The sequence below is a fragment of the Stenotrophomonas sp. YIM B13575 genome (assembly GCF_042787595.1).
Taxonomy (GTDB): Bacteria; Pseudomonadota; Gammaproteobacteria; order Xanthomonadales; family Xanthomonadaceae; genus Stenotrophomonas; species Stenotrophomonas lactitubi_B.
On record NZ_JBHZOP010000014.1, the window covers coordinates 24,397 to 50,357 of the forward strand.

Below are 25,961 nucleotides of genomic sequence, written 5' to 3' on the forward strand. Positions count from 1 at the left end.
GTGGTCGGTGGCGTTGGCGCGCGCTGCTGGGTCAGCCATTGGGCTTTTCCTTCGCGACGGCGATCATGTGCGTGGAACCCATGATCTGAACGCTCTTGACGTACCGATCGCCGGCGCAGACCACCGCATAGTCGTTCACGAGGATCCGCTCCTGCAGGACTTCACCAGTACTGGGGTTGGAGACGGTCACCTTGATCGGCTCAGCCATGATCGGCCTCCTGCGGCAGCAGCTTCTGCTGCTGCACGTGCTCGATCACCGTCTGGCCGCTGGACAGCAGGATGTGCGACAGGAACGCAGCCTCGAACGTCAGCATGCCGATCTCGATTGCGGTGACCTGACCCTTCACCCAGTCGCGCAGGATCGAGTAGACGGCGATGCCGCCGATCTTCAGGGCCTTGGCCTCATGGTCGGCCCGCGTTGCGCGGATCCGGGGGCCGTAGGGGTGTTCCCGCAGCCACGCGGCGGCGTAGCCGCGGGCGCTGGCCTTGAGCTGCACCTGCCGCCCGCGGTGCTCAAACTGGATGAACAGCTCGCCGGTCTCGTAGTCTTCACCCGTGGCGAAGCGCTGGCAGCCGAAGCTGCGCAGCATCTTCTGGATGTCATTGATCGCATTGTTGCCGCTGGTGGCATTCTCGTAGGGGAGGCTCATTTGCCCACCGCCTGGCTGTAGATCGGCGGCAGCAGCGCCTCAACCCGATCGAGCGCTTCGCACAGGTGAGCGTCGCGACCAGTGGTGCCGCCCGAGGTGCGAGCGCTTACAACCAGCATGCGCACGGCCGGGAGGAACTGCCCCAGGTTCACGGCCAGCGCGGTCGGGGTGGCGTAGAGCGACCAGTGCGTCGGGCCATACTCGGTGTCGACCGCGTGGTTGAGGAAGGCGGACCCGCCGTTGATATCGATGAAGGCCCAAGGGAATCCACCCGTATCGGACGGCCAGGTTCCATCGTCGTTCTGTACCGGCGACACCGGGGCAGACCACCAGCCCGGCGATACATGATCTTCGCCCCAATGGAGAAGAACCACAGTACCGTCGCGCGGACAGGTTGCGATCGACTGGCGTGCCACCGGCAGGGTATCAAAGGCTAGATCTCCGGATTTTCCGGACAGCTGACTTGATGCCATACGATAGACGGCTCGGTCCCAGGCAACGCCCGACATGCCGCCGTTGTGCTGGCCGCTGGCCACCATGGAGCGGTACAGGGTGTTGAGGCGCGCGTCGATCTCGGTGTCGGTGAGCTGCCCCACGGGCTGGCGGGCGGCTGGGAAGCGCTGGAGCGCCCAAGCCTCAGCGCGAGAAAAGGCGTCGAAGTCGTGGGCCACGTCGGGTTGTCCGCGCTCCATCCAGTAGTCAGCCCATGAGAGTCCAGCCAGCGGCTGGCGGGCGGCGAGGGCGGATTCCAGTCCTGCGCGCGTGGCAAAGAACGTGCCCAGTTCCTTGGTGCCCTCTGGTGCGTGCCTCTGTGCTTCCCAGTTTTTGCAGTAGGCGTCCTCGAAGGCATGGACCATCGCCTCCGTCACCCCCATAGCTGAGGAGGACGGCATAGAAGCGAGGGCGGCCTCCAGTTCGTCGGCGCAGTCTTTCAGCTTCAACTGGTGGGTAAGCCCAATCGCGTCATGTACGCTCAGCTCTTCCGCGCGCGCTCGCCACTCGGCAGGAAGCGCCCGCACTGCGTCCCCCTGACCACCCGGGAAGGGCTGGGCGGAGAGGGCGACGACTGCAGTTGGGGTCGCGGTGGTGTTCATGCGTCGATCCTCTTGAAGGTGATGGCCCACACCCACGGGTTGCTATTCCAGTCGCCGCCGGTGCTGTCCCAGAGGTCGGCGAAGATCTCCCGGCTGTCCTCGTAGACCATCGGTTTTGCGGCGCGTGGGTGGGAGCGGCGCAGTCGGATTTCCTGTAGCACGGCCGGGCTGGCGCCCTCGGCGATAGCATCGGCCTCGCTGATGGCCTGCAGTCGCTCGACCCGCACCTCGGTGATTTCAAGGAACAGGCGGCACATGGACCGCGGCATGTGGATGGACGGCCGCAGCGTGATTTCATGCGGCTCAACTTCGGTCATGTCCTCTGGTGCGGGTGCCAGCCCGCCCTGCAGCGTGGCGTAGCCTTCTTCGGACTCCAGATGGACGGGGCCGCGGTACCCATGCTTTTCCACGTTCACTGTCGTTTCGCGGACCCACAGCCGGTCGCCAGGCTCGCCGAGGGGGCAGCGCAGTTTCTCGATGGGCGCCTGGGCACCGATCAGGAAGTGATGGGGCACGCCGTCAACATGCCGCACCTCTCGGCAGCTTTGGTCTACCCAGGCGTTCATGTCCTTGCATAGGCGGCGTGTCTGCGTCTTCTCGCCGGCGAGGATGGCTCGGACCATGGCGCCGTTGAACAGGATCGGATGCTCACGCATGGGCGGCCTCCGCGAGCGGCGCGGGCGCTGCAATGTCATTGGGCAAGCCTGTCGGTTCGGCAGCGGCATCGTCGTAGGCACGGACCGCGTGCGCGATCGCGTAGAGACGCCAGAGGAAGTGGAACGTGTACTGCTGCAGGGACGATGCGTATTCCCAGGCGTCGGTGATGCGGAAGTTGCTGTAGTCGGGGTCGTCCGGCTCGAAGTCCGACATGGCGCTGATCGCGTTGCTCAGGGCATCGTGGTCTTCCGAGTCGTTCAGCACCTCTCGCTCGAGCTCCTGCCACAGCCTGGCCACCCATTCCGGGGTCGAGTCGTCCGGATTCGCGAGGTCCTCCGGATCCACGCGTTCCTCGACGTATTCCTTGAACAGGCGGGTCACCAGCGCACGGAAGAGGTCTGCGCTGAATTCCTTCTTCTCGCCGTCGTTGGCCACGCACTTTTCGGCCCAGTAGCCGTCGTTCACGAACAGGCCGCCGGCCTTTCCATGCTCGGCAGGCTTGGCGCGGAAGAACTCGAACATGTCGTGGAGGCGGTTGAAAACGGCAGTGCCCATGTCGCCGGAGATCGCCAAGTGCCCGGGCCAGGTCACGATGTCGAAGCCGTAGCAGTAGGTGCTGGGGCGCCGGAACTGCAGGTGGCGGTGCACACCGTCGTCAACCACGATCCGCAACTCGTGGGTGGCCGTATCGGCGAGGAAGCGGGGCAGAACGTCACTGCGGTTCATGGGTATCTCCGGACTGTGCGGGCGAGAGCTGGGCGGCCTTCAGGGCGGTTTGCCAGGCGGGCACTGGGCTGTCCTCGGCGTCGAGCAGTTGCAACAGCCCTGGGCGCTGGCCCGTGACGATGCGGCCGCCAACCTTCAGCACCAGCAGCACCTGGGACTTTTTTGTGAGCGGATTCTGGGGAGCGGTGGTGCTCATACCTTCCAGCCCTCGTGCTTCGCGGCGAGGCGGTGCAGGGCGGCTTCCTCAAGGCCCAGCGCATGGGCCAACTTGGTGACCTGCCACGGTTGAAGGGCGCGTTTGCCGCGCGCCTTCGACAGCCGCTGTCGCAATGAATCGGGCCTCATTCCCACCTGCGGTGCAAGGCGAGTAAGGGTTACTCCAATGTCCCAGGCGCGCAGCTTGATCGCCCCTGCCAGAGTCCCAGGGTCATACCGGTGCTGGCGCGGCACCCGTGATGGCACACCGATCGCATTTCGCTGGACAGGCATGGTCAGCGCCCCGGGCTTGCCGGCAGCATGGGAACCTGCTGCGGCTCGGAAACCGCACCAGTCAGGTTCCCGGTCTCGTGTGCCAGGCGGATTGCGTCGAGCTCGACCTTCACCGCGCCGATGTAGGTGGTGGCCACGATGGTGGTGGCCTTGGCGCGCTCGATGACCTGGCCCATCTGTTCGACGCTGAGGTCGTCGTCGCCCAGGCGTTCGAGCATGGCGACCAGATGGTCGCGGACATCACTGACCTTGTTCTTCATCTTCTTGCTCCTTGATTCGCCTCCTGACGCGGCGAGTAATTCGCGCCTTCAGGTGGACAAGTTCTTTCAGTTCCGGCGGGAACCGGTTGTGGTAGCTGTTGCGCCGCATGTTCTCGGCGAGGGTCACGGTCTCGAGGCGGTCAGCAGTGATCTCGGCGGCGATCAGCGTCTTCAGGCCGGGCCGGAACACCACGATGTGTCCCTCCGGCACCGGGCCGTTCGCCGCCTCCCAGACCATCACGTGCACCGGGCGCCAACGATTGACCGGGAAGAGGGCGGGGTCGTCTGTGACCTTGCGCATCAGCACCTTGCGCTTCGGATCCACCTTCTCGGTCCCGATCGGCACGTAGTTGCGGGACTCGCTGGCCGGCCGCCCCTTCTTGAACTGGGTCTCCCGCATCCGACCGGCATACCAGCCAGGTCGGCGCAGCCCCTTGTTCGCGGGGGTGGCCCCGGGCTTGATTCGTGACGCGATCGATCCCGGTTCCTGCGTGCCGTTCCAAAGCGCGGCCAGCGGCTGCGTGTGGAAGTCCTCGGCCTTTTGCAGGCCCAGCGCCGCTGCGCGCCGGTAAACCGCGGCCTTGGGCCGCTCGAGGACGTACGCGATCAGGAAGGCGGGGAACCGCGGCCAGTTGAGCCGCAGCGTCTCGTCCTCGTCGGCTGTCCAGGACCGGCGCGCGTTGGGGTGTGACTTGCGCGTCATGACTCACGGGATCCAGTCCGAGCGCTTCGGTGCGTGGATCTGCTGCCGCGCACGCTGCCGAACGGCTTCCTTCCGGAAGTACTCGCGGTGCTCGATCTTCTGGCCGCGGATACGAAAGCCCCAGCTGCAGGCGCGCGGCGGCAGGGTCAGCACCAGTGTCCAGGTGCCCTCGTCCTGCAGGCCTTCGGCTAGCGCGATGCGATGCCAGCCCTCAGCGCGGCGGAACAGCAGCTGGCCAGCGCCGTACCAGGTCGACGAATACGGTTCCTCGGCGATCGCCGACGGCACCGCGTCAGGTACTGCCGGCAGCGGCCCGTCGAAGGGCCGGTGTTCGAAGTAGCCGCCGCGCAGGATCAGGCTGAAAAACGACCAGGGGTGATCATGGAAGACGCCGCCGTGGTCGCTGCTGCGGATGTGGTGCAGCCGTAGGGCCAACCATGGGCGGGGTTGGCCACGGTCGTCGACGCCGGCGCGGCCGATGCGCAGCAGCCAGAAGCGATCCATGTACGGCGTGCCGTCGGCGTTGACCAGGTGGAAGTAGGGCGTGCGGGCGCCGCGTCGAATCAGTGCGGTGGCAAGGCGGTCCAGCACGCGGCGTCCCATCGTGCGCGGCGGCGCCTGCAGATCCAGGTAACTGCCGCAGCGGCCGCACGACTCCATATCCGGCCAGTCGCGCGCACAGCCGAACAGGGCGCACAGGAAGGCGCGCACGCGGCTCATGGGTGATCACCCGTGTAGGTGGGGGTCAGTCCATTGGCAGCGGTCAGCGAGCCGGCCTGGATCTGGCGCACGCGGCGCGCGCGCTCGGCGTGGCCACCACCGGCCGGCGCCCAGGTAGTGCGGTGGCGTGGCGCAATGCGGCGCAGGTGCCTTGCCAGCTCTGGGCTGGCCGCGCGTGCCTGAGCCAGCGCATGAGGCAGCAGCATGTTGAGAGGGAAACGGCCGGTGATCAGGGAAGTCGGGTGCATGGCAACCTCATGCGTAGGTGGTGAGGCGGAACTGCTCGCGGATCAGGTCGTGCAGCCGGCCCACCTCGGCGATCTGCAGGGCGAAGCGGGCGTCGAGCTCGGCGCGCCGGCCGTCTTCGTCCCCGTACTGCAGCTGCTCGACGGCGCCGTCCAGGAAGCGGAGCTTTCGAACGATCAGGTCGTCGCCGAGGACGAAGGACAGGTGGTCCTCCAGCACCAGGGCGAGCTTGGTGACCTGCTTGCCCGTCTCCAGGTGCAGGTCGACCTCGTCGCATCGCAGTTCGTGGTGCTGGCAGCGGACGATTGCACCGCCTTCGACCGGGTCGCGCAGTTCGCATTCCTCGCCCAGGGTTAGGCCATCCGGAAGGGACTCGCCGGCAACCCAACTGGTCAGGATCGCCCTCGGCGACACCTCTGCGTTCAAGGGCAGGGCAGGGAAGCTGCCGACCACGTTGCGCAGTTGGCTGATGGCGTTCTCGCCCGTCCTGCGGCTGCTGGTGTCGACGAACACAACGCCACGCTGGTGGTCCAGATAGAGGTCGGTGCGAGTGGGGCGTACGAAGGCGCGGGGCAGCAGTTCGTGCAGCAGGTCGTCCTTGATGCGCTTGCGCTCGCGACCGCCGGGGCGGCGTCCCTCCTGCTCCTCGATGTCTTGCAGCTTGAGCTCGAGCAGGTTGTTCACCACCGCGGGAGGCAGGATCTTCTCTTCGGTGCCGATGGTCATCCACATGCAGCGGCCGATCTCGTGCGACAGCTGCTCCTTCTCTTCGCGGCCGAAGGGCGAAATGAAGCCGGCCGAGCACATTTCCAGCGGACCAACAGGCTTCAGCGCGCTCGTCTGCAGGCCGTCCTGCCAGTCGAACATCTGCAGCTGCGGATAGGTGAACATCGTGAGGTTGCGGAAGAACATCAGGTGTCTCCGGTCTGTTCAGAAGTGACGCTGCTGCCTTCGGGCAGCTCGGAAAGGCCCAGGGTGTAGAGCGCGTCGTCGATCGCGGCCTGTTCGGCTTCTGCGATGACGCTGTGCGGTCCAGCCACGCCCGAGATATGGACGTGGAAGAGCCTCATGGCTTGCACGCCTCAGCGATGCGTTTGAACTTGCGGGCCCAGGTGGCCAGGTCCGGCTTCATCCCCGCGCTCCAGGCGATCTGGAAGATCGAGCCGAAACGGATCCGCAGCGCGCGCCACTGGTCCGGTGGCGCGACGCACACCGCGCGCTGGTAGCGCTGCACGCGCGCTGCAGGGGTGATCGCCGGCGGCATGCGGTCCAGGTCGTGCTGCACGATGGCATCGACGCCATGGCCAAGCAGGTGCAGGTCGGCGGTCATGACATGGCCCTCCCGTGCACCACCCAGAACAGGTCGGCCAGTGCCGGCGGCACCGTGGGCAAGGCGCGCGCGTCGTAGAAGGCGGCCTCGATGATTTGCTCGAATGTGCGGCCGTCCGGAGCGCGAGCGGTCTCGCCGTCGACCTTCAGCAGGCGCGTGAGGTATTCCTTGCTGTTTGGCCCAAGGCTCTCGACCAACTCGTCGAGGTCGATCTCCGCATCGACATTCATGGTCACGATGCTCATGACAGCACCGCCCGGCAGCCGAGGCCGGCCACGACACCGAGCACGAAGCCTGCAGTGCTGCCGATGGCCAGGACCCGCCAGAACAGCGCTGCGTTGGCCTCGGCGATGATCTCTTCAGTGGTCATGCGGCACCGCCTTTGACGCGGGCGAGGGCGGCGCGGAGGTCGGACAGATCGCCGGTGCCAGCACAGCATCGGCGCGCTTCGTCCATCAGTTCATCGATGGCTGCACCAGTCTCCTGCAGGGCGTCGGCGTAGCGGCGGGTGTCTGCACCATTGTCGGCGGTGCCGTGCAGTGCGCTCACCGCGTGGCGAATAGCCGCGATCTTGGACGGGGCGCTCATGCAGCACCGCCTTGGGGCATTACGAAACGGTAGCCGCGCAGGCGGATGGTCTCGATGGCGTGCTTGTGCCCAGCGGCAGCCAGTTTGCGGCGCAGGCGCGACACCAGCACCTGCAGCACGTTGGACTCCCGCGACGGCGGCTTGCTGCCCGGGTACATCGCGGCATGCAGCGCGTCGATTTCCACCAGGCGATCAGGGGCCGCGACCAGGACCTGCATCACCACGGCCTCGGTGCGGCTGAGCTTGATGCTGCTGCCGGCGATCAGCAGGCGCTGGCGCACGACGACCGCCATGGTGCTTTCGGCTGCGGAGCCTGCAGCGGTGGCACAGCTGCTGCAGAGGTCGGCGGCGGCCCAGGAGCAACCGCCAGGGCAAGCCTGCTGCTCGGTGCAGCCGCAGACGCGGCAGCGCCGTTCGTTGGAGGTCATCAGTGCACCTCCACGAAAGCCAGGTCATAGATGACGCACCGCGCCCGGGCCACCACAGGGGAGGTGGTTTCTTCCGTCGACAGGGGGACGACGGTATTGGCCCGGGCGCAGGCGTCAGGGGAAACGGAATAGCTGCCGCTGGCCACGGCGTCGACGGCGTCGAGCGCAAGCTGCCAGCGGTAGGAGGAGAAGTCGTTGGCCAGCGCCGCGGAGACGCCGGCGGCGCAATCCGGCACGCGGCCGGTCTCGTCGTAGCCGTTGAGGACCGCCTGGGCGATCGTGGCCCGCAGGCCCCAGTCGTTCTCTGCGGCCAAGGTGTAGACCTCTAGCGCCGCGCAGATGCGCGGGCTGGTGATCACCAATGCAGCTGGTGCCCGGACGGCCTGGCCGGGTTCGTCTGTGGAAGGGGACGATGGGGAGAAGAAGGCGCCAAGGCCGGTGGCTCCGAGAGCCCCCAGTGCCAGGTACAGCGACGAAGACAGTGCAGACATGTGCTCAACCATCCGTGCTTGGGATGTTGAGCAAAGTATTGCGCAATAATTAACGTGTCAAGCAAAAGTTTGCTTAGGGGCGCGTCTAAAGCCTCAGCCGATCCCTTGCGGCCTCCATAACCTGGTAGTCGTCGAGCTGTTGCCCGCGAGCGGAGGCCTCGTTGACTACTGTCTGCATCGTCGTCTGCCACGTGGTCAAAGCTGCATTGCTACTTGCGAGCCGTTGATTCTCCGGAAGGGCCAGGAACATATCGACCCGTGCCGCCCAAACTTGCTCGGGTGAGGCTGACGCGGGCAAGGGACGGCCAACGCGGCTTGCCAGATCTCTGTCCGTAGCGCCGAAATCCGCAGCAGGGACATCACGATCAAATGGGTTTCCGACCACTGGGGTGAGGGTCGGGCCAGCGGGTGTCGCACGTGGGCTTACCGTCGCGGAGCTGGCCTCGCGATTGCATTGGCCCAGCGCCACCCGGACGCCGGTGTCCGACCCTGCCGTGCTCGAGGCCGGGATGGCGCACTCCAGGAAGCGCTTTCGAGTCGGGGTGGGGGTGCCTTCGAAGAGTTCCCGGCAGAACCCGGCATTAGCGCGGGCCCCCAGATCGCTCTTCGCTCCGATGGAGTGCTGCGTGACGCAGTCAGCAGCAGAAGACCCTAGAGATGGTGAACAGGAGCTCAGTGCGAGCGGTATGGCAACCGCGAATAAGGTGGCACGCACGGGTCTCCTCCATGTTGACTACCCGGTCTTTCGAGAAGGGGCGCCAGGGATCTCTGCATACCTGACTTCAGCATCCGCGACCCGATCAATGTTCGCACGCGCCGAGGCAGGCGCCTTGACGTAGTTGTCGATGAGGCGGGCCAGTTCAGGCGACTGTAGGACCTCAAGGGGAACCTGATCGATCAGCAGCATCCAAACTGGGACCCCGTAGGCACGGGCTATTCCGTCAACGGTCCGCAAAGTTGGGCTGGTCTCGTGGGTTGTGCCGTAGGTCACTACGTTCCCGACGCTTCGCTGGGCAAGTCCCGCCCGCTTGGCCACCTTCGCCTGCGTGTCCCCCGCCGCTTCCATCAAGCGGCGGACATTGTCAGCAAGGGTTCGGGAGGAATCATTGGTCACCTGAGCAGGATATTGATCGGGCTCGGCAAAGTATTGCTTTCCATCTGAGCAAAAGTTTGCTACAAAACTGGCCATGGACGCCGATACCCTCTTGCATCAAACCGTGGTGCGCCTGCGTGCGCATGAAGGGAAGTACGCCGAGATCGCCCGGCAGAACCCGGACATCGGCTATTCGTGGCTGACAAAGCTGGCGCACGGGCAGATCACGAACCCGACCATCGCCAGCCTGCAGCAGCTGATTGAGGCTCTGGACGCCTTCGAGGGCGTGGAGCGGGGCGGCGAGGATGACCTTGCCGTCCAAGCAGAACCGGTTATGGATCCGGTTATGGAACAGCGCGGGGAACTGAGCGGCGACATGGACGCCGACCGCATAGTGCCGCTGGAGACAGCCTGATGGCCCGCCGACACCTCAGCAACCCTCGCGAAGGGGAGGGCAAAGGCCACGGGCGTGAAGTTCGGGAGCTGCGCGCGCTGCGCAACCAGATCCGTGACCTGCAGCACCAGGTCGATGACCTCAGCGCGTGGCGCATCCAGCAAGTAGAAGCGTCAATGGGCAAGGCGGCGCCGGGGCCGGCGCCTGCTGTCGGAATCTGGGCTCGCCTTGTGGCGGTGTTTGGCCGGAGGCGCAATGAATAGCGGACGCAAGGCCGCAGGCCGGCCGAACTCGTTGCCGCAGAACACGCCGACCGTGATGGTCGCGGTACTGAAGCGCCTCGGTGCTCTGGAACGGGAGGTCCGTGCACTGGAGAAGCGGCAGGCGTCTCTTACCGCTCCTGCTCTGAATCCTGCTCCGCAGCCCGCCGCGCAGGTGAAGCAGCACGCTGCTTCTCTTCTTCCGCCCTCCGACGTGCCAGAACCCGTTCACGGGAAGCGATCGCCTGCAGAACCGTTTTCTCGGTCTGAAGGAGTTGCCGCAGGATCCGCTCGTAGGAAGGGTCGTGGTCTTCGCTGGCGGTTCTGTCGCGCATTGCTTGGATGGCGCGACCAATCAGTCCCAACAGCATCTTCAAGTTGGGATGACTGCCAATGAGTGCCGTGATGGTCCAGCTGTCCGCCTCGTGGGCGTCTTCCAAGGATGCGATGCGCTCGTCGTACTTGGCGAAGCGGGCTTCGATTTCGGATGGGGTCATGGGGGAAAACAATCGTTCAGGGAACCCCGATTCTGCCAGCGGACCGGCGCAGATGCCCACCCAGCACCGACGGAGCGCTGAATGACTGACGAATCTGAAAAGCCGAGCTTCGCCGCCGGCATAGATCACCCGGCCGCCGCTGGGCGACCGGGCTTCAGCTTCACTGGGGAGATTGAGCCTTGCGCGCCAGAACGTTCTTCCGGTTCTCGATCGTCTGCTGAAGAGCGACAAACGTCTGGTCGAACGCGGCGGCAGCCTCCGCTGAAGATGCTGGTGCTGCGGTCGCTGCGAAATTTTGCCGCACGGATACGAGGGCTTTCGCGGCCAGATCCAGGTCGGGGAGGGCAGCAATAAGCCCGTGCAGAGCGACGTTGGTCGCAATGGTGGTACCGCTGGCGACTTCCAGGTCATTGCGCAACGTTGCGATCTGAATCTGGCATCCAGCGATTAGGCCGCGCAGTTCCTGTTCCAAGAACGTGTTCATGGGTCTCTCCGGTTGGTGGGTCGGTTGGTTCGCACCCCCATTCTGCCAGCCGGAGGACCCGCCCTTACTACCGAGGACTCCCATGCCCTGGATCGATGAAACCTGGCTGCAGGACGCACTGGCGGCCCTGAAGGCCACGTGCGATGTCGACGCACACACCCGCAACGCGATGATTCAGTTCCTGCTGGACAATGGCTTCTGGGATCAGGAGAAGCTGAAGGACTGGACCAGCGCTGTTGCCAAGTTCAACAGCTGCCTCAACCCGAACAAGGCCGAGTTCTTCAAGATCGGCGAGCTGTGGGCGCTGATGCGACGCTTCGGCCGCCACCAGCTCTTCCTGGCCATGGCCGCTGATCTCGGCTACGAGGTCCGCTTGATCCCCACCGAACACCGCCGGCAGGAACTGATGCAGCAGCTGCTCGACGTGCAGGCGCAGTGTGCAGCCGCCACGGAGCGCGTCGCCAGCCAGCTGGACCGCCTCAACACGCCCGCGCCGGAGCCGCGCCAAGGTGCCGTCCATGGACAGGGTCGCGCGCAGTTCTGCAGCCCCAACGAATGGAGCGCGCCTGGCAAGGCAAACGCCGTCGTCATGGTGGGCTGCCCGTAAGGGGATAGGCCTGCGCAATGAGTAACGAAATCACGAAGCTCTGCTGGCCACTGCAGATGCCGCCGCCCGCAAAGGCGGTGCTGATGGCGATCGCGTGGCACGCAGACGACTTCGGCATGGCGTTCCCGGGCTTCACCACGCTGATCGAGAAGACCTGCCTTAGCAAGACAGCGCTGCTCAGCGCGATCGCGTGGCTGGAAGACAACCAGGTGCTGACCATTCGCCGCGGCGGAAGTGATGCCGGCGGGACGAAGTACAGCAACCGGTACAGCCTCAACCTTGGTCGTCTGGACAAGAACGCGTTCGCGTCGAAGCCGCGGCGCGCATCTAAACCGGTTCGCGAGACGCACCGGTCCGAGAGCGGCGAAGGTGCTGACCGGTCCGCCACACACACCGGTACGGATGCCGGACCGGTCCGCGATACGGACGGGTCAGGAGAGTCTGGAGGCGCCGACCGGTACGCGGGAAATACCGGTACGCCAGAACGACCGGTACGCCTCGCGAACTCGACCGGTACGTCTGGCGAACCTGACCGGTCCGTCTCGCGTACTCAACCGGTACGCGAGACGGACCCTAAAGGTCATGAAAGATCAGTAAAGGTCATTGAATCGTCAAACGCGCAAGCGCGCGACGAAGAAGCGATGGTGCCGCAGCTCAGCGCCGACGAGGTCAATCGCGAGCTGATGGGCATCCCCCGTTTGCCGCCGGGTCTGGACCCGCAAGTCCTGGCCCGGTTCGTGCGGCACCGCCGCGTGCTGGGCAAGCCGATGACGATCAGCAGCTGGTTGGAGCTGCAGCCGCGCTTCCGCCAGCTCACGGCCGACGGCCACGACCTCAACCGCTCCCTGCGCCAGACGATGGCTGCAGGCCTGGCACTGCCCGTAACACCGAAACCCGAGGGGACCGATCATGCCAACAATTCAGGCTCTGCTGCCGAACGAGTCCGACGTCGAGCAGAAGAGGACGAGCTCCGTGACGCCGCTGCAGAGGCAGACGCAGCCGCCGGCGCAGCAGGTGCCCTTGACGGCCCGGGCTACGCGAACGCTGTGGGTGCGCATGGCTGAGATCTACGGGTACCGCTGGACCAGTGCCTACGGCGAGGATCCGAGCGGCGGCGCTGCCGCGACCTGGGCGAAGGGGCTTGCCGGGCTCACCGGTGAGCAGCTGGCTGCGGGCCTGGGCTCGAGCATCGCCTCGGCTGACCCGTGGCCACCGACCTTGCCGGAATTCCGTCTGCGCTGCCTGGGTGTGCCCAGCTTCGCCGCTGTCCGCAACGACACCGGCCGTCGGGATGGCTTCACGCGCCTGGTGTGGCAGTACCTGGACGGCCACCGGTACCGCACCTCGAGCGCCGACAAGAGCGACCGCCTGCTGCGCGAGGCCTACGACCAGGCACGCGAATACGTGATGCGCGGCGGGAGGCTACCGGAAGAGCCAGTGGCGGTGCTCGGCCAAGCCGCTGCGTCGCCGCCGGTACCGGCCAGTCCTGAAGCCCTACGTCGTGCTGAGCGGGAGATCGCGGAGATCTTCGGCAAGGGATCCGCAGAGCCCGGCAACGACGACCATCCGCCGGCGACGGGCAAGATGGCTGCTGCAGGGCTGGACCGATGATCGACCAGGACCAGCTGCGCAACTATCACCGCCAGCAGGTGCTGTACGCCCTGCAACAAGGCGGTGAGCCGATGACAGCCTCGGAAGTGCATGAGGGCATGACCACCCTGGCCCTGGCCATGGGCCATCCCAGGGAGTGTGCCGCGATCACGCCTGCGGCGGTGGCCGGCATTTTGCGCGGCATGCTCGGCGAGGTCCTTGTCGTCCAGGGCGAGGATAGACAGAACCCGAGGTACGGCCGTGGGGAACCGACGTGGACTGCTGTCGCGGGCCTGGCGCGCGTGGAGCGACCACTGGCACCTTGCACGCGAGCCGTTGGGGCTGGCGACTCTGTCGCGGTGCAGGCCTTGCCGGCGCAACACCAGTTCCGTCAGATCACCCTGGACCAGCGGCTGGCATTCCTGCAGGCCGAGTGCAACATCCTGCTCGCCGATATCGCACGCGACTACACCGCGTTTGAGCAGCGTGTCCGCGTTCAGATCTCCGCGTTCGAGCAGCGTGCCGCGCGACTATTGAACCAGGGCGAGGACGCTGGCGCATGAGCAACCGCGGGTTGAGATACAGCCGTGTCGAGGACATGCCTGCAGGAATGCAGCAGCTGCTGCAGAAGGCGCGCGCTGTCGAGAGCAGGCCGGCGCCGGCGCTGCAACCGGAAGAGGTTGCTGCAGCACCGAAGCGATCGAAGTACGGCAACGTGGTCACGATGGTCGATGGGATCCGGTTCGACTCTAAGCGGGAGGCGCGCTACTTCGAACAGCTGAAACTGCGGCAACAGGCCGGTGAGGTGCACTTCTGGTTGCGCCAGGTGCCGATGCACCTTCCGGGCGGTACGAAGTACGTCCTGGATTTCCTGGTGTTCTTGCGGACCGGTGACGTCGAGTTTGTCGACGTGAAAGGGAAACAGACCAAGGAATTCCGGATCAAGAAGCGCGAGGTCGAGCACCACTACCCGATCAAGGTGCTACTGGCATGACCGACTGGAGATCCTCCCCCCGTGCTGCAGGCCGGGATCTGACCAAGGTGCCGACAGATGATCTCCTGCGAGAGATTGGTCGACGTTGTGCTGCAGGGGCAGGCTCTGCTCAGAAAGCGCCTGCTCGGGAAAGGCAGTTCGCCACCAAGGCGCTATGGGCGAAGGACAAGGCCAACCAAGCTCGCACCAAGCTCGCAGAGGTTCATGCGCTGCCGCCGGCCGGGATGGCGGAGCAGTGGGAGCGGGATCAGATACTCGGGGATCTGGAAGCCGAGGTCGTGAAGTTCGATGGCATGGCAGCAGTGTTTGAGAGGAAGGGCCAATGAAGGCAGCAGAGATGAAGGCGCAGTTTCCGACCGAAGCTGCCCTGTGCACGCGCCTGATCGACTGCCTGACCGCGGCTGGCGGCTGGGAGATCTACCCCGAGACGGCCGGCTTCGACATCCTCGCTGTGTGGAAGGCGACCGGGCACCAGCTCGGCATCGAGGCGAAGCTGCAGCTCAACGCCAAGGTGGCCGACCAGATCCTGCCGGCGCACTGGAGCAACGCCGACCAGCGAGGCCCGGACTTCAGAGCGGTGCTGGTTCCCTGTACGACGGCAGCAAACTACGGCATTGCACGCATGCTCGATGCGCTGGGCGTACAGGTCCTGGTCCCGGACAGCTGCATCGGCCGGTGGAAGACGGAGCCCGGGCAGCAGGTCCAGCGCGAGGTGCATCGGCATGGCCTGCACCAGGCCGCCCCATGGGACCGCGCATCCGGCGATCTCCGCGAGTGGGGGCCCACAGCATGGTTCGACTGGAACCCCACCAAGCGCTGTGAGCTGCCTGAGTTTGTGCCGGAAGTGCCTGCAGGTGTACCGGCGCCGCTGCAGTTGACGCCCTGGAAGGTGGGCGCTCTCAAGGTGCTGGCCGATCTCGAGCTCGATGGTTTCACGACGGCCAAGGGTGTCCGGGCCCATGGCGTGGATCCGCGCCGCTTCTGTGCGACCGACGGATGGCTGAAGCAACTGGGCGGAGGGAAATGGGCCCGCGGAACCCTCCCTGCTTTCGAGGACCAGCACCCCGAGGCCTATGCCCAGGTGTTGGCCCAGGCGCGCGCCGCGCGCGCTGCAGAGGATGCAAAGAAGACCCAGGAACAGACGCCATGAACGAAGCTACAGTCGGTACCACCGCGCTCGCTGCCGCGCGCGAGCTCGAAGTGGCGTTCCTCAAGGGGAAGAAGATCCCGTCCTGCGCCAACTGCAACGGCAAGGCGAGGGTGTGCTGGCCTGGCCGCGAGTCGCAGCTCGTGCAGCTCCAATGCCGACACTGTGGGCCGCGTGGAGCCATCTTCGACAGCAGCGCGCCAGTCCAGTGCGGCCGCTGTGGTGCCGCCCCGACCGGCCTGTTCCCGCGCGGCGCGCAGATTCAGTGCTGCAGCTGCGGGGCGTCCTCAGCCGTGTTCGTCGGCCCCGATCCCGCCGGTGCTCTCGCCGCTGCGTTGGACGCCTGGTGCCGGCGCGCACCCATCCTGCCGGCTCTGGACGATGGTGCCGCACAGCGGCGTCGGGGCGCAGCGCCGGATGGCTTCGACGACGATGGCAAGGGAGACGTCCTGGAGCTGCTGTCGCGCCTGCTGGTCGGCGGGAGCTACCGCATGCCAGTCGAGGGCCGCAGCACCCTGGCGCCACTGGGCAGTAGCGACATCGCCGGCGCAGTTGGCTACATGCGTAACCCGCTGGAGAAACACACCGCGCTGGCTGTAGCGACGCGCATGGGGCCCGCGGCGATCGCAAGGCTCTCCCTCGCTGCCTACCGCCAGGTGGCCAAGGACGTGCGCGCAATGCGACCGAGGCCGCTGGATCTCGGCAAGCCGGCAGATCGGTGGCGCCTTCGCCTGGTGATCTACGACGCCGCCCACGAACTGGTGTGGCCGGAGCGGCGGCAGCCGTTCGCCGGGCTGGCCAAGTCAGCGAAGATGCGCAAGGGCAACTACATCAAGGCCCACAAGTGTGCCAGCGCCGTCCTGCAGGAGGCGCTGCACGGAGGCAGGCAGGGTTTTCGGCACGCATTGTGGTAGGCGACCTGCGGAGGCGCCTCACTCCTGCAGAGTTAGCTCCGCAGCGCATGTTTCATGCAGCTTCAGCAGGTCCTTACCTAGAGCGTCGTTGAGTTGGCGGAACCGAATGACCAATGATTGGCGAAGATCTCCATCCATAGTGCTTTCCAGAAGCTGAGGCGCGATGATCGCAAGTTGAGAAGCAACTTGACCGATAGCGTTGGCTGCCTGATAGGCCGGATCTGAGAAAAGGTATCTGAACTTTCGCGCCCCGCGTTGGATCCTAAGGGCCCGCTCATGGGTCACTTTGTCGCTGAGCATTTCAATGACAGCATCCTCGACTTCGGCCAGTGCTCCCATGCGCTTGTCAAACAAGTCGGCTTTCAGCTTCTTCTTTGCTGTAGCAGCCTGCTGACGTGCAGTAAGCCATTGCCGAAGGGCTATGTAGGCTACCCCAGCAGCCAGAGCCAATTGACCCATCGCTGTGAACAGGCGCAGCTCCAAGTCTGTCATTCCCCAGATGGTCTCAACCATTGCGACACCCTCCCTGTATTGGCCGGGATTATCACATTTGTTAAGGTTTGTTAGGGGGGCGAGCCGCTTCCCCACAATCCTTCAAATGGGGCGCTGGATGGATCCTCTGTGCGAAAACATTCTGATCGGCCTCGGGACTGGGCTGGTCACAGGGCTGTTGTCCGGCTACTACTCCGGCATGGTGATAAGTAGGACCTCTCGGTTTCACTCGCTGCTTAGAGACGCGCAACGCGTGCTGAAGCAGATTGAGTTTGAGCAACAGGAGAATCGTGTCGTAATACAACATTGGGAACCAAAAATGCTGAGCGCCGTGGGCGACGACTTAGCGACGGATGGCCAATCAAAGGCGGCTTCAGTCGTACAAGAGCAGTCGATTCAGGTGAACAGGGCTTTCTATGCAGCGTGTGCGGGGGATCTGGATGCGCCAGGGTTTGAAGTCGCGGTGACACGTGCTCGCAATGAAATCGCCAGACTCCGACCTTCTAAGCGTGTCCTGATTCCGTGGGGGCAGCTATGAGCAGTTGTACATTGGTCATCGATTGGCCGGTAGTCACGCACGGGTTCGGTGCGTATGAAGATTGACTGGGTTCTGATCTTGGGAAATCGGCTTGCCATTGCGTGGGCCATTGCTGCCGTGAGCGCGTACCTGTGCGACAGGTTCTCTGGAAGCGCTGGCGCGACCCTCTACTCGCTGGTGATAGTGGGCTTCGCCATTATTGTCCTCGTGCAAGGCTTGATTGAAGTGTCTGAGGCCCAGAGTGCCGAAGGGGTGCCATGGGGAACGATGGTTTCTGCCGTCATTGTTGTCCTCAGCGTGCTGGCGATGAGCTGTCTGTGGTTCGACACTTACTGCAAGGGGGCGGGGGAGAAATCTGCTTGGGTGTGTTCACATACCTGACCTCAGTTGTTCCTCATGAGGAAGAAATCTTCCTCATGAGGAACCGCAGTTGCCTCGGGAACCGAAAGTAGGTTTGAATTCCTACAGTGGGCGTTCTTGTGGGCGCCTCAATTCAAAGGCCGTTGATTGACCAGGACGTGGGAGTCCACTGGTCGATCAGCGGCCTTCTTGTTTGCGGGGTAGAGCAGTCCGGCAGCTCGCGTGGCTCATAACCACGAGGTCGGTGGTTCGAATCCACCTCCCGCTACCAAACGGCCGGTAGTCATGGCCACCACTCAAGCCAGCACATAGGCCGTCGTGAGACGCGCTGCTGGTGTCCGCGCGACCTTGCAACCGCGGTAGTGGTGGGCCATGCCGGCCTCCTTTCATTGGGGGAACCGCGGTGGGCATCAAAGAGCAGATCACTACGGACCTGGCGGTCGCGGGTTCGAAGATCGGGGCGGCAGCCAGCGTCACCGCAGCGACGTACTCGCCGGGCTACACCCTGAGCGACTGGGCGCTGATCGGAACGATCGTGTTCACCGTCGTCCAGACGTTCACCGTCATGGTGAAGAACTGGGGCGACTGGTCGGCCTGGTGGACGGCGCGCATGGGCAACGCTAGGCGTTTATGGGCGTGGATCCGCGGCCGTGGCTGACACCAAGCTCAGCACCAAGCAGCGTGTGGGCTTCGCTGCCGCACCGCTGGCGCTGATCGGGGCGCTGGTTGCCGCCCTGGGCACGAATGATTCGGCCCACGAAGGCCGCCGCTACGTCCCGTACTACGACTCCGCCGGCATCCTGACTGTCTGCGCCGGCATCACGGGCGCGGCAGTGGTGAAGGGCAAGCGCTACACCGACGAAGAGTGCACCCGGTTGGAGACGGCCTACGTGCGCACCATGCTTGGCCACATGGGGCAGTGCGTCCGCGGCGAGTTCGAATTCCACGAGATCAAGGCCTGGGGCCACTTCGCCTACAACATCGGCACACCGGCCTTCTGCGCCAGCACCGCGGCGAAACGGCTCAACGCCGGCGAGCGCCAGCCTGCTTGCGCCGAAATGTGGAAGTGGAGGTACGTCACCATCGGCGGCGCGAAACGTGACTGCGCGCTGCCGCAGTGGAACTCGAAGTGCGGCGGAATCATCGATCGCCGGCAGTGGGAAATGGCCACCTGCCAGGGCCGCCTGCAGTGATCACCAGGGCGGCGGTCAGTGCCTGGTGGGCAGCCTGGAAGTGGGTGGCCATCTTGGCCGGCCTGCTGGTCCTGTCGCTGTGGCTCAACGTCAGGCAGTACGGCGATCGCCGCGAGACTGCAGCTGCAGCGCGCGCCGCCACCCTCCAAGACACGCTCGGGGTGACGGCGGAGATCGCGCGCCTGGCTCAGACCGACAACGCCCAGCTGCTGCAGCGGCTCGAGACGATCGCCGCACGCGGCGAGCGAACCAGAACGATTTACCGAGCAGCAGCTGCAGCGCAGCCGCTGCCAGCCAACTGCGCCCCGGGTCAGGTCCGGGTCGATGCCATCAACCAGGCCCTCGGGCCGACCAGCGGGACCGCGAAGTGACCCAGCAACCATCGACCGGGCGGATCGTCCACTACACCCTGAGCGATACCGACGCGCTCCGCATCAATGCGCGGCGTACCGATGGCCCGGCCATCCAGGAACGCCTGCTCGACAACACCTGGCCAGTGGGTGCCCAGGCGCACATTGGTAACAAGGCCGCGGCCGGCGACGTGCTGCCCGCAATGGTTGTGGCGGTCCAGCCGAACGGCCAGATCAACGCTCAGGTGTTCCTGGATGGCAATGACGTGCTGTGGGTCACCAGCCGGGACGAGGCCAGCGAAGAATCCGGCAGCCACCCCGGTCGCTGGCAATGGCCGCAGCGCTGACGTCATGCAGCTGCGCCACGCCCTCGCGATCGCGGCACTGATGGTGCTAGCCGGCTGCACACAGCACCTGCAGCGCGTGCCGGCCCAGTGCGACGCGATGTGCTTCCGCCCGTGCGTCGATGCAGGTGAAGACACCGGCGTGCGCGTGACCGCAGATCCAGCAGCCGCTGACGCCTGGGACAACATCGGCGGGGACGTGGTCGGCCAGCTGGCCGACAAGCTCCGCACCTGCGACGTGCGGCGCAAGGCTTGCGAACAGTGCCTGCGTCGGCTCGACGCCAAGAACGTAATCCAGCTTTGAGCGCCATCCCGGCACCATAGGAGAGCAGCATGTTGAACCAGCAAGCCGGTACGACCCCCTTGGCGGAGCCCCAGACCCCGATCGAATCCGCGATGAAGGACCTGGCGCGCATCCACCAGGACCTGCATATCGCTGTCGAGCAGCTGGCGCGTCGCCTCGCGCCGGTGCTGGCAGAGGCGAAGCCAGATGCGTCGGCGTCCACGGGGCGCGCCATCGGCGCGTCTCCGTTGCTCGAACACCTGTTCCAGCAGCGGGACGCAGCGGCGGTGACCCTTGACCTCATCAACGCGCTGCACGCCCATCTGACCCTGTGAGCAGGACGCCCGCCAGCTTCAGCCTCACGGTCGTGCGCGGCGCGACCTGGGAGGACGACTTCACCTACACCAACCCGGATGGGAGCCCGTTCGACCTGACCGGCTACCAGGCGCGGATGCAGGTGCGGACGCTGGCGGGCCAGTTCGGGTTGACCCAGGCGGACACCCTGGTCATGGAGCTCAGTACCGCAGCCGGTTCGCTGCTCATCGCTGATCCGCTCGACGGCGTGGTTTCGATCACCGTGGCCGCCGTGGCCACCGAGGTCCTGAATCCAGCCAACGAGCGCAAGGTGAAGCACTGCTACAGCCTGGAGCTGTTCAAGCCGGAAGGTGCGGATCCGGAATACGTGATCCCGCTGGTGGCCGGCAAGGTCACAGTCCAGGGCGAGACCACCCGCTGATGCCTGTTATCCGAGCCACTGAAGGCGCGGCGCGCGTGATCGTGGTTGAGCGCCGCGGCGCCGTCGGCATCCGGGATCCTCGCACCCCGATCGTCGCAGCAGCAAAGCCCACCCAGGTCGAGGCGATCCAGGCCGATACACGAACGGTTGAGGTCGCAGCGCGCGGTGCCCAGGGCCCAGCAGGCCCGGCCGGCCGTGATGGAACCTCACCGGAAGCGACGTATCCGGTAGGTCAGCAGATCCATGGCCACCGCGTGGTCCGTCTGGACAGCGGCAGGGCCTACCACCCGGACACGGCAGTGCTGGGGCACGCCCAGGCATGCGTCGGCATCGCCTTGCAGTCAGCGAACACCGGTGACGTCACGGTGCGCCTGGCCGGCACGATCGAGGAAGCCAGCTGGGCCTGGCACGACGGCGCGGTGTGGTGCGGCGCCGACGGCACGCTGACGCAGAACCCAGGCACAACCGGATGGCTGCTGTGCGTCGGCCGCGCGCTCAACGCCACCACCCTGATGATCGACTTCGACTCACCCATCGCGCGGATCTGAACCCATGGCCGACAAGACCCTGCAGCTCAAGAACAACATCACCACCGAGGTCGAGGGCGTCACCGCGTCGGCGGGCGCTTCCGACGCCGGCAAGATTGCGGCCCTCGGCCCGGATGGCCGCTTCGACGACTCGCTGCTGCCGGCAGGCATTGGCGCGGACACCAAGATCTACCCGGCCAGCGAAGTGCTGGCGGCGGGCGACTACGTGAACATCTGGGAAGACGCCGGCACGGCCAAGGTGCGCAAGGCTGATGCCAGCGCCGCCAACGCCGGCAAGCGCGCCCACGGCTTCGTGCGCGCCGGCGTGGGCGCCATCGGCAGCGACGCTACCGTGTACTTCGAAGGGCCGAACAGCTCGCTTTCGGGCCTGACCCCGGGCACGACCTATGTGCTGAGCCATACCACCCCGGGCGGTGTCGTGCCGCTGGCGTCGGGCACAGCCACGGCCGGCCACATCCTGCAGGTCCTGGGCGTGGCCACCGACGTGGGCGAGATCAACGCCGAGATCGGCAATCCGGTCGTCCGAGCCTGATATGGCAGCGCGCCGTCCGCTTGTCCTCGACGAGAGCAACCGCACGAGGGAGCTACCTACTGGTGACACGCTGGCAGGTGTGCCGCTCTATCTGCCTGTCGGTCTGCGCACCGGCGTCACGGTGTTCCTGCCTCTGTCCACGGCCTACATGCTCACCATTGGGCTCAGGGCGGGCGGCACCTTCGACGTACAGGCGACGACCTGATGACAACCCGCACTCCACTGATCCTCAACCAGGCCACGGCCCGTATCGAGGAGCTTGCCTCTACCGATAGGCTGCCAGGGGCGGCGATTTCTGGGCTCCTCGGGAAGAATCGCCTGATCAACGGCAACATCATGTTCACTCAGCGGGGTAATAGCGGCACCGTGCAGAACGCAGCGGTATACACCGCCGACCGTTGGCGATGCTCTGCTGTGGGCAGCCCCGCGAGCAATTGGGGGGTTGGTGGCCACGCGCCAGGGGAAATCCCTGACGCTACTCGATACCTTGGGTTCAACATTGTTTCTGGCACAACGTCTGCTTGGATCGGCCAGCACATCGAAGGTGTCGAAACCCTCGCGGGCAGGGAAGTTACAGTTTCTTTCTACATGCGAAGTAATGTGGCTGGGAAGAAAGTGGGGGTTACCTGCCAGCAGATTTTTGGTTCCGGCGGCTCTGCACTTACGAATGTTGATGGAGGGGTTATCACCCTCAGTACCGCGTTTCAAAGGTTCTCAGTGACGCTTACTCTCCCGTCTATTGCTGGCAAGACTGTTGGAGCCAACAACAACGTACTGCTGGTATTTTGGCTTTGCGACACTACTGCCCATGGTGGGCAGCTGGCGAGTCAGGTTGGTCTTTTCGAGATTTCGAGCATGCAGCTCGAAGAGGGCACGACGGCTACTGCCTTTGAGATACGCTCTCAGGCTTTGGAACTCCTGCTGTGCCAGCGCTACTACCAAAAATCGTTCCCTGTAGAAGAAGCTCCGGCCGACAACAGCCTCACCTGCATCCACCGCCCCGGTGTTAGTTTTGCTGCTACTGCTATGCGCATCGGAATTCCGTTCACATCACCAATGCGGGCTTCCCCGTCGATGAAGTTTTTCATGGGCGCAGAAGTGTCTGGAGGCACAGCAGGCCGATGGGGGTATTACGATCCCGGCGCTGGCGCTTGGCGATCCTCTACCACCGCGCCAAACGTCGTACAGCTTACGAGCAGCGGTTTCACCGTGGACATTGAAGGCACGGGGCTGGCATTCCCCAGCAGCTACCTCATTACCGGGCAGTACACGGCAAACGCGGAGATTTGACGGTGTATCAACTCACCAAAAACACCGATCTGATCCTCTGCGTCGAAACTGGCGATTTCATCCCGCGCGGCCACTACTTGTGGCCGACCGCGTGGCTGGAGTCGAACACACCGCTGCCGGTCCTTCCGCCCTATGAGCCGAACACACCAGCCCACCATCGCGCCATCCGCGACGCAGCGTGGGCGTGGATGACAGGCGTGGTTGTTGAGCGCGGTTACGACAGCATCGAGAGCTGCGTTGGCTACTTCAACAGTGGGGTGGAGCGGTACCGGTTGGAGGCGCGGGCCATGGTGGCGTGGCGCGACGCGGTGAACGAGAAGCTGGTGGCCCTGATGCTGGATCCGCCCGCCGGGATCGTGACCTGGGATCAGGTGCGCGCGTTGCTGCCGCAACCCTCTCTGTTCAATTGGCCGTCCAGCGTAGAGCTCCCGCTTGGGGTAGGCGATTGCCCTGCAGTTGAACTTTGATCCAACCTGAGAGGAACCCAGCCAGTGGCCGGAAAGATTGACCCGGCGACGGGGCTGCAGGACCAGCAACGGCGGTTCGCGGACGAATACCTGGTCGACTTCAACGGCACCGCGGCCTACATGCGCGCCGGCTACAAGGCCACCGGCGCCGCGGCCAGCGCCGCCGCCGCGAGGCTGTTGGCCAACGCCAAGGTGCAGGCCTATCTGGCCAGCAGGAAGGAAGAGTTGCTGCTGTCGCAGCGGGTCGACCAAGAAGCGGTGCTGGCTCGCTTGGCATTCATGGCCCTGGGCGACATCCGGACGCTGTTCGACCAGCACGGCAACCTGAAGCCAATGAGCGAGCTCACGGTCGAAGAGGCCAGCCTGGTCCAGGGCGTGGAGGTGTTCGAAGAGTGGGAGGGGCGGGGCGACGAGCGTCGCGCGGTCGGGCTGACCAAGAAGATCAAGCTGGTCAGCCGCCTTGATGCGGTGAAGACCCTCGGCACGCACTTCGGCATGTTCGCCAAGAAGGTCGAGCACACCGGCAAGAATGGCGGGCCAATCGAGAGCCAGACGCGGATCCTCGGCGATGTGATGGATCTCATCGATGGATCCGACACCGGCCCCGGGCCTTCGAGCTCGCGGAGCAAATAAGCCGTGGAGGAACTAAGCGACCAGGACGCCAGCCGAATCATCGAGAAGCTGGGCGATCGGTGGTGGCGGCTGAACAACCTGTACTACATCACCGACAAGTTCGGTCGACGGGTGCAGTTCAAGCTGAACGAGGTGCAGGCCGATCTCGACGACAATCTGCACACGTTGAACCTTGCGCTGAAGTCGCGCCAGCACGGCATCACGACCTGGGCCTGCATCCGTGCCTTGGACATGGCGCTGTTCAAGAAGAACACGAAGGCCGGTGTGGTCGCACACACCGCCGGCGATGCCGCCAAGTTCTTCCGTAGCAAGGTGCTGTACGCCTATGACAACCTGCCGGACTGGCTGAAGAAGATCCGGCCGGCAGTCAGGCGCGACATGCGCGATGGCGTCCTGGAGCTGGCGAACGGCTCCAGCATCGAGGTCTCCGTGTCCCATCGCGGTGGCACGCTGACCTTCCTGCACATCTCCGAGTACGGGCCGATGTGCGCCATGTATCCGGAGCGGGCAGGGGAGGTGGCGTCCGGTGCACTGAATGCGATCGCCTCCGGCAACATCGTGGTGATCGAGTCGACCGCCTATGGCGCCGCCGGCGACTTCTACGAGCGCTGCCAGACGGCGATCGAGCTGGACCGACAGATCCGGGCCGGCACCGCCAAGCTGACCACGATGGACTACCGCTTCCACTTCTATCCGTGGTTCCGGGATCCCATCAACGAGCTCGACCCGGACGGTGTCACGCTCACGGCCGAAGACGAGGCCTACTTCGCCAAGGTCGAGGCGGAGATGAACTACACGCTGCGGCCTGAGCAGAAGGCCTGGTACGTCAAGAAGGCGGCCGAGCAACGCGACAAGATGAAGCGGGAGCACCCCAGCACGCCGGAAGAGGCCTTCCAGGCGAGTACCGAGGGCGCGTACTACGGCAAGGAAATGGCCGCCGCCGACAGCAGCGGACGGATCACCGACCTCCCGATCAACCCGCAGGTGCCCATCCACACCTTCTGGGACATTGGCCGCAGCGATGCGACGAGCATCTGGTTCATGCAGGAGAACGGGCCCTGGCTGGACTTCGTCGACTTCTACGAGAACTCGGGCTTTGGCGTGGCGCACTACGCCAAGGTGCTGAAGGAGCGCGGCTACCTGTACGGCAAGCACTACTGGCCGCATGACGGCGCCAACGAGGACTGGTCGGCGAACGAAAACCGGGTGCAGGTCGCCGGCAAGCTGGGAGTCAAGCCAGTTGTCGTCGTGCCCCGGATCAACGACATCACCGAGGGCATCGACATGGTCCGCAACATGCTGCCGCGCTGCAGGTTCGACAGGGTTCGCTGTGGTCCGCCCAAGGCGGGCGAGGGCAGAGGCGGACTGGAGGCCCTGCGCCGTTACACCAAGGTCTGGAACGACAAGACGGAAACGTACTCCGACCTCCCATTCCACAACTGGGCCAGTAACCCTGCCGATGCGTTCCGGCAGGCGGCTCAGGGCTACGTCAGCAGCAGCGGCCGCCGTGTCGGCGAGGCGCGCGGCATGGCCAACGACAACTGGAGAACTGCATGAACGTTTCCCCGCGCGAGCGGAACACCCCCACGGCGGTCGAGCTGGTTGACCTGCTGTCACTGCTGGTCGCTGCCGCAGACGAGGGGCAGCTGGTCAGCATTGCATTCATGCTGCGCTCGCCGTCCGGCGACACGATGGTTGACTACCGGGGCAGCCATGAGCTGAGCGAGCTGACGGCCCGAACGGTCCTGCAGCGCATTGCCCAGGACGTAGCGGGCACCCATCCGGCGATCGCCGCTCAGATCCACTCCGATCTCGGCAGGAAGGCGAACTGAC

Annotated in this window: 48 protein-coding genes and 1 tRNA gene; 27 read left to right on the plus strand and 22 right to left on the minus strand. The window is 65.0% G+C overall.

Going from position 1 to position 25,961, the window contains the following annotated elements:
* Positions 1–31 precede the first annotated feature (31 nt).
* From ACFX4F_RS03580 to ACFX4F_RS03670, 19 genes are all read right to left on the minus strand, one after another.
* Positions 32–208 (minus strand): hypothetical protein, encoded by a 177-nt coding sequence (locus ACFX4F_RS03580; protein ID WP_380652350.1) that lies wholly within the window; start codon positions 206–208, stop codon positions 32–34.
* On the minus strand, positions 201–650 hold the full coding sequence (locus ACFX4F_RS03585) for a hypothetical protein (RefSeq protein ID WP_380652353.1): 450 nt from the start codon (positions 648–650) through the stop codon (positions 201–203). Before ACFX4F_RS03585 ends, ACFX4F_RS03580 begins: the two co-directional genes overlap by 8 nt.
* The gene (locus ACFX4F_RS03590; RefSeq protein ID WP_380652356.1) at positions 647–1,744 is read right to left on the minus strand and encodes a hypothetical protein; all 1,098 of its coding nucleotides are present in this window, start codon (positions 1,742–1,744) and stop codon (positions 647–649) included. The genes ACFX4F_RS03585 and ACFX4F_RS03590 overlap by 4 nt, the downstream gene beginning before the upstream one ends.
* Positions 1,741–2,400, minus strand: coding sequence for a hypothetical protein (locus ACFX4F_RS03595; protein WP_380652359.1), 660 nt, complete (start codon positions 2,398–2,400; stop codon positions 1,741–1,743). Before ACFX4F_RS03595 ends, ACFX4F_RS03590 begins: the two co-directional genes overlap by 4 nt.
* Positions 2,393–3,127, minus strand: a complete 735-nt coding sequence (locus ACFX4F_RS03600) for a hypothetical protein (protein ID WP_380652362.1) — start codon at positions 3,125–3,127, stop codon at positions 2,393–2,395. The genes ACFX4F_RS03595 and ACFX4F_RS03600 overlap by 8 nt, the downstream gene beginning before the upstream one ends.
* Complete coding sequence (locus ACFX4F_RS03605) at positions 3,114–3,323, minus strand: hypothetical protein (RefSeq protein ID WP_380652365.1); 210 nt, start codon at positions 3,321–3,323, stop codon at positions 3,114–3,116. The genes ACFX4F_RS03600 and ACFX4F_RS03605 overlap by 14 nt, the downstream gene beginning before the upstream one ends.
* Positions 3,324–3,618: 295 nt before the next feature.
* A complete protein-coding gene (locus tag ACFX4F_RS03610; RefSeq protein ID WP_380652368.1) occupies positions 3,619–3,876 on the minus strand; it encodes a hypothetical protein in 258 nt (85 codons plus the stop codon).
* Entirely contained in the window at positions 3,857–4,579 is a 723-nt protein-coding gene (locus ACFX4F_RS03615; protein ID WP_380652371.1) for an HNH endonuclease, read from the minus strand. Before ACFX4F_RS03615 ends, ACFX4F_RS03610 begins: the two co-directional genes overlap by 20 nt.
* A gap of 3 nt (positions 4,580–4,582) precedes the next feature.
* Positions 4,583–5,299, minus strand: a complete 717-nt coding sequence (locus ACFX4F_RS03620; protein ID WP_380652374.1) for a hypothetical protein — start codon at positions 5,297–5,299, stop codon at positions 4,583–4,585.
* Complete coding sequence (locus ACFX4F_RS03625) at positions 5,296–5,547, minus strand: hypothetical protein (protein WP_380652377.1); 252 nt, start codon at positions 5,545–5,547, stop codon at positions 5,296–5,298. The genes ACFX4F_RS03620 and ACFX4F_RS03625 overlap by 4 nt, the downstream gene beginning before the upstream one ends.
* A 7-nt stretch (positions 5,548–5,554) precedes the next feature.
* Positions 5,555–6,457, minus strand: a complete 903-nt coding sequence (locus ACFX4F_RS03630) for a recombination-associated protein RdgC (protein ID WP_380652380.1) — start codon at positions 6,455–6,457, stop codon at positions 5,555–5,557.
* Positions 6,457–6,615, minus strand: coding sequence for a hypothetical protein (locus tag ACFX4F_RS03635; protein WP_380652383.1), 159 nt, complete (start codon positions 6,613–6,615; stop codon positions 6,457–6,459). Before ACFX4F_RS03635 ends, ACFX4F_RS03630 begins: the two co-directional genes overlap by 1 nt.
* Positions 6,612–6,875: a hypothetical protein gene (locus ACFX4F_RS03640; protein ID WP_380652386.1), complete on the minus strand. Its 264-nt coding sequence runs from the start codon at positions 6,873–6,875 to the stop codon at positions 6,612–6,614. The genes ACFX4F_RS03635 and ACFX4F_RS03640 overlap by 4 nt, the downstream gene beginning before the upstream one ends.
* Entirely contained in the window at positions 6,872–7,120 is a 249-nt protein-coding gene (locus ACFX4F_RS03645) for a hypothetical protein (RefSeq protein WP_380652389.1), read from the minus strand. Before ACFX4F_RS03645 ends, ACFX4F_RS03640 begins: the two co-directional genes overlap by 4 nt.
* Positions 7,117–7,245 (minus strand): hypothetical protein, encoded by a 129-nt coding sequence (locus ACFX4F_RS03650; RefSeq protein ID WP_346558444.1) that lies wholly within the window; start codon positions 7,243–7,245, stop codon positions 7,117–7,119. Before ACFX4F_RS03650 ends, ACFX4F_RS03645 begins: the two co-directional genes overlap by 4 nt.
* Positions 7,242–7,463 carry a hypothetical protein gene (locus tag ACFX4F_RS03655; protein WP_380652392.1) on the minus strand — a complete coding sequence of 74 codons (222 nt, stop codon included), beginning with the start codon at positions 7,461–7,463 and terminating at the stop codon, positions 7,242–7,244. Before ACFX4F_RS03655 ends, ACFX4F_RS03650 begins: the two co-directional genes overlap by 4 nt.
* Positions 7,460–7,891 carry a helix-turn-helix domain-containing protein gene (locus tag ACFX4F_RS03660; protein ID WP_380652395.1) on the minus strand — a complete coding sequence of 144 codons (432 nt, stop codon included), beginning with the start codon at positions 7,889–7,891 and terminating at the stop codon, positions 7,460–7,462. The genes ACFX4F_RS03655 and ACFX4F_RS03660 overlap by 4 nt, the downstream gene beginning before the upstream one ends.
* Complete coding sequence (locus ACFX4F_RS03665; RefSeq protein ID WP_380652398.1) at positions 7,891–8,382, minus strand: hypothetical protein; 492 nt, start codon at positions 8,380–8,382, stop codon at positions 7,891–7,893. Before ACFX4F_RS03665 ends, ACFX4F_RS03660 begins: the two co-directional genes overlap by 1 nt.
* Before the next feature lie 733 nt (positions 8,383–9,115).
* The gene (locus ACFX4F_RS03670; protein ID WP_380652401.1) at positions 9,116–9,571 is read right to left on the minus strand and encodes a helix-turn-helix domain-containing protein; all 456 of its coding nucleotides are present in this window, start codon (positions 9,569–9,571) and stop codon (positions 9,116–9,118) included.
* On the opposite strand from ACFX4F_RS03670, the gene ACFX4F_RS03675 reads away from it, so the two are divergent.
* Complete coding sequence (locus tag ACFX4F_RS03675; protein ID WP_380652404.1) at positions 9,570–9,890, plus strand: hypothetical protein; 321 nt, start codon at positions 9,570–9,572, stop codon at positions 9,888–9,890. The genes ACFX4F_RS03670 and ACFX4F_RS03675 overlap by 2 nt on opposite strands.
* Positions 9,890–10,132 (plus strand): hypothetical protein, encoded by a 243-nt coding sequence (locus tag ACFX4F_RS03680; RefSeq protein WP_380652407.1) that lies wholly within the window; start codon positions 9,890–9,892, stop codon positions 10,130–10,132. Before ACFX4F_RS03675 ends, ACFX4F_RS03680 begins: the two co-directional genes overlap by 1 nt.
* A gap of 128 nt (positions 10,133–10,260) precedes the next feature.
* Here the strand turns inward: ACFX4F_RS03680 and ACFX4F_RS03685 are convergent, their stop codons facing one another.
* Both ACFX4F_RS03685 and ACFX4F_RS03690 read right to left on the minus strand, forming a co-directional pair.
* Complete coding sequence (locus ACFX4F_RS03685; protein WP_380652410.1) at positions 10,261–10,626, minus strand: hypothetical protein; 366 nt, start codon at positions 10,624–10,626, stop codon at positions 10,261–10,263.
* Between the two features lie 160 nt (positions 10,627–10,786).
* Complete coding sequence (locus ACFX4F_RS03690; RefSeq protein ID WP_380652413.1) at positions 10,787–11,110, minus strand: hypothetical protein; 324 nt, start codon at positions 11,108–11,110, stop codon at positions 10,787–10,789.
* A gap of 82 nt (positions 11,111–11,192) precedes the next feature.
* Between ACFX4F_RS03690 and ACFX4F_RS03695 the strand changes: the two genes are divergently transcribed.
* The 8 genes from ACFX4F_RS03695 to ACFX4F_RS03730 are packed head-to-tail and all read left to right on the plus strand — an operon-like array spanning position 11,193 to position 16,362.
* A complete protein-coding gene (locus ACFX4F_RS03695; RefSeq protein ID WP_380652416.1) occupies positions 11,193–11,717 on the plus strand; it encodes a hypothetical protein in 525 nt (174 codons plus the stop codon).
* A gap of 17 nt (positions 11,718–11,734) precedes the next feature.
* Positions 11,735–12,781: a helix-turn-helix domain-containing protein gene (locus ACFX4F_RS03700; RefSeq protein ID WP_380652419.1), complete on the plus strand. Its 1,047-nt coding sequence runs from the start codon at positions 11,735–11,737 to the stop codon at positions 12,779–12,781.
* Positions 12,774–13,328, plus strand: a complete 555-nt coding sequence (locus ACFX4F_RS03705; RefSeq protein ID WP_032977757.1) for a hypothetical protein — start codon at positions 12,774–12,776, stop codon at positions 13,326–13,328. The genes ACFX4F_RS03700 and ACFX4F_RS03705 overlap by 8 nt, the downstream gene beginning before the upstream one ends.
* The gene (locus ACFX4F_RS03710) at positions 13,325–13,870 is read left to right on the plus strand and encodes a hypothetical protein (protein ID WP_380652422.1); all 546 of its coding nucleotides are present in this window, start codon (positions 13,325–13,327) and stop codon (positions 13,868–13,870) included. The genes ACFX4F_RS03705 and ACFX4F_RS03710 overlap by 4 nt, the downstream gene beginning before the upstream one ends.
* Entirely contained in the window at positions 13,867–14,301 is a 435-nt protein-coding gene (locus ACFX4F_RS03715) for a DUF1064 domain-containing protein (protein ID WP_380652425.1), read from the plus strand. Before ACFX4F_RS03710 ends, ACFX4F_RS03715 begins: the two co-directional genes overlap by 4 nt.
* Entirely contained in the window at positions 14,298–14,627 is a 330-nt protein-coding gene (locus tag ACFX4F_RS03720; protein ID WP_380652428.1) for a hypothetical protein, read from the plus strand. The genes ACFX4F_RS03715 and ACFX4F_RS03720 overlap by 4 nt, the downstream gene beginning before the upstream one ends.
* Positions 14,624–15,451 carry a hypothetical protein gene (locus ACFX4F_RS03725; protein ID WP_380652431.1) on the plus strand — a complete coding sequence of 276 codons (828 nt, stop codon included), beginning with the start codon at positions 14,624–14,626 and terminating at the stop codon, positions 15,449–15,451. Before ACFX4F_RS03720 ends, ACFX4F_RS03725 begins: the two co-directional genes overlap by 4 nt.
* A complete protein-coding gene (locus ACFX4F_RS03730; RefSeq protein ID WP_380652434.1) occupies positions 15,448–16,362 on the plus strand; it encodes a hypothetical protein in 915 nt (304 codons plus the stop codon). The genes ACFX4F_RS03725 and ACFX4F_RS03730 overlap by 4 nt, the downstream gene beginning before the upstream one ends.
* Positions 16,363–16,380: 18 nt before the next feature.
* Here ACFX4F_RS03730 and ACFX4F_RS03735 read toward each other — a convergent pair whose 3' ends face one another.
* Entirely contained in the window at positions 16,381–16,875 is a 495-nt protein-coding gene (locus ACFX4F_RS03735; protein ID WP_380652437.1) for a hypothetical protein, read from the minus strand.
* 571 nt (positions 16,876–17,446) lie between these two features.
* Here ACFX4F_RS03735 and ACFX4F_RS03740 point away from each other — a divergent pair.
* The 17 genes from ACFX4F_RS03740 to ACFX4F_RS03820 all read left to right on the plus strand — a co-directional run bounded on the left by ACFX4F_RS03740 (position 17,447) and on the right by ACFX4F_RS03820 (position 25,960).
* Positions 17,447–17,773: a hypothetical protein gene (locus tag ACFX4F_RS03740; RefSeq protein WP_380652440.1), complete on the plus strand. Its 327-nt coding sequence runs from the start codon at positions 17,447–17,449 to the stop codon at positions 17,771–17,773.
* A gap of 173 nt (positions 17,774–17,946) precedes the next feature.
* Positions 17,947–18,023, plus strand: a tRNA-Met gene (locus tag ACFX4F_RS03745).
* 132 nt (positions 18,024–18,155) lie between these two features.
* Positions 18,156–18,410, plus strand: a complete 255-nt coding sequence (locus tag ACFX4F_RS03750) for a hypothetical protein (RefSeq protein ID WP_380652443.1) — start codon at positions 18,156–18,158, stop codon at positions 18,408–18,410.
* Entirely contained in the window at positions 18,403–18,945 is a 543-nt protein-coding gene (locus ACFX4F_RS03755; protein ID WP_380652446.1) for a lysozyme, read from the plus strand. Before ACFX4F_RS03750 ends, ACFX4F_RS03755 begins: the two co-directional genes overlap by 8 nt.
* A gap of 44 nt (positions 18,946–18,989) precedes the next feature.
* Positions 18,990–19,316 carry a hypothetical protein gene (locus ACFX4F_RS03760; RefSeq protein WP_380652449.1) on the plus strand — a complete coding sequence of 109 codons (327 nt, stop codon included), beginning with the start codon at positions 18,990–18,992 and terminating at the stop codon, positions 19,314–19,316.
* A complete protein-coding gene (locus ACFX4F_RS03765; protein ID WP_380652452.1) occupies positions 19,313–19,642 on the plus strand; it encodes a hypothetical protein in 330 nt (109 codons plus the stop codon). Before ACFX4F_RS03760 ends, ACFX4F_RS03765 begins: the two co-directional genes overlap by 4 nt.
* A 4-nt stretch (positions 19,643–19,646) precedes the next feature.
* Positions 19,647–19,943, plus strand: coding sequence for a hypothetical protein (locus ACFX4F_RS03770; protein WP_380652455.1), 297 nt, complete (start codon positions 19,647–19,649; stop codon positions 19,941–19,943).
* A 29-nt stretch (positions 19,944–19,972) separates the two neighbouring features.
* Entirely contained in the window at positions 19,973–20,257 is a 285-nt protein-coding gene (locus ACFX4F_RS03775; RefSeq protein ID WP_380652458.1) for a hypothetical protein, read from the plus strand.
* Positions 20,254–20,658: a hypothetical protein gene (locus tag ACFX4F_RS03780; protein ID WP_380652461.1), complete on the plus strand. Its 405-nt coding sequence runs from the start codon at positions 20,254–20,256 to the stop codon at positions 20,656–20,658. Before ACFX4F_RS03775 ends, ACFX4F_RS03780 begins: the two co-directional genes overlap by 4 nt.
* A gap of 35 nt (positions 20,659–20,693) precedes the next feature.
* Complete coding sequence (locus ACFX4F_RS03785) at positions 20,694–21,206, plus strand: hypothetical protein (RefSeq protein ID WP_380652464.1); 513 nt, start codon at positions 20,694–20,696, stop codon at positions 21,204–21,206.
* 4 nt (positions 21,207–21,210) lie between these two features.
* Complete coding sequence (locus ACFX4F_RS03790; RefSeq protein WP_380652467.1) at positions 21,211–21,738, plus strand: hypothetical protein; 528 nt, start codon at positions 21,211–21,213, stop codon at positions 21,736–21,738.
* A 1-nt stretch (position 21,739) separates the two neighbouring features.
* The gene (locus ACFX4F_RS03795) at positions 21,740–21,943 is read left to right on the plus strand and encodes a hypothetical protein (protein ID WP_380652470.1); all 204 of its coding nucleotides are present in this window, start codon (positions 21,740–21,742) and stop codon (positions 21,941–21,943) included.
* Positions 21,943–23,028, plus strand: a complete 1,086-nt coding sequence (locus tag ACFX4F_RS03800; protein ID WP_380652473.1) for a hypothetical protein — start codon at positions 21,943–21,945, stop codon at positions 23,026–23,028. Before ACFX4F_RS03795 ends, ACFX4F_RS03800 begins: the two co-directional genes overlap by 1 nt.
* A gap of 2 nt (positions 23,029–23,030) precedes the next feature.
* Positions 23,031–23,495, plus strand: coding sequence for a hypothetical protein (locus ACFX4F_RS03805; protein ID WP_380652476.1), 465 nt, complete (start codon positions 23,031–23,033; stop codon positions 23,493–23,495).
* A gap of 24 nt (positions 23,496–23,519) precedes the next feature.
* Entirely contained in the window at positions 23,520–24,128 is a 609-nt protein-coding gene (locus ACFX4F_RS03810; RefSeq protein WP_100552246.1) for a terminase small subunit, read from the plus strand.
* Between the two features lie 111 nt (positions 24,129–24,239).
* Positions 24,240–25,685 (plus strand): DNA packaging protein, encoded by a 1,446-nt coding sequence (locus ACFX4F_RS03815; protein ID WP_380652479.1) that lies wholly within the window; start codon positions 24,240–24,242, stop codon positions 25,683–25,685.
* On the plus strand, positions 25,682–25,960 hold the full coding sequence (locus ACFX4F_RS03820) for a hypothetical protein (protein ID WP_032977712.1): 279 nt from the start codon (positions 25,682–25,684) through the stop codon (positions 25,958–25,960). The genes ACFX4F_RS03815 and ACFX4F_RS03820 overlap by 4 nt, the downstream gene beginning before the upstream one ends.
* The last annotated feature ends 1 nt before the right edge of the window (position 25,961 follow it).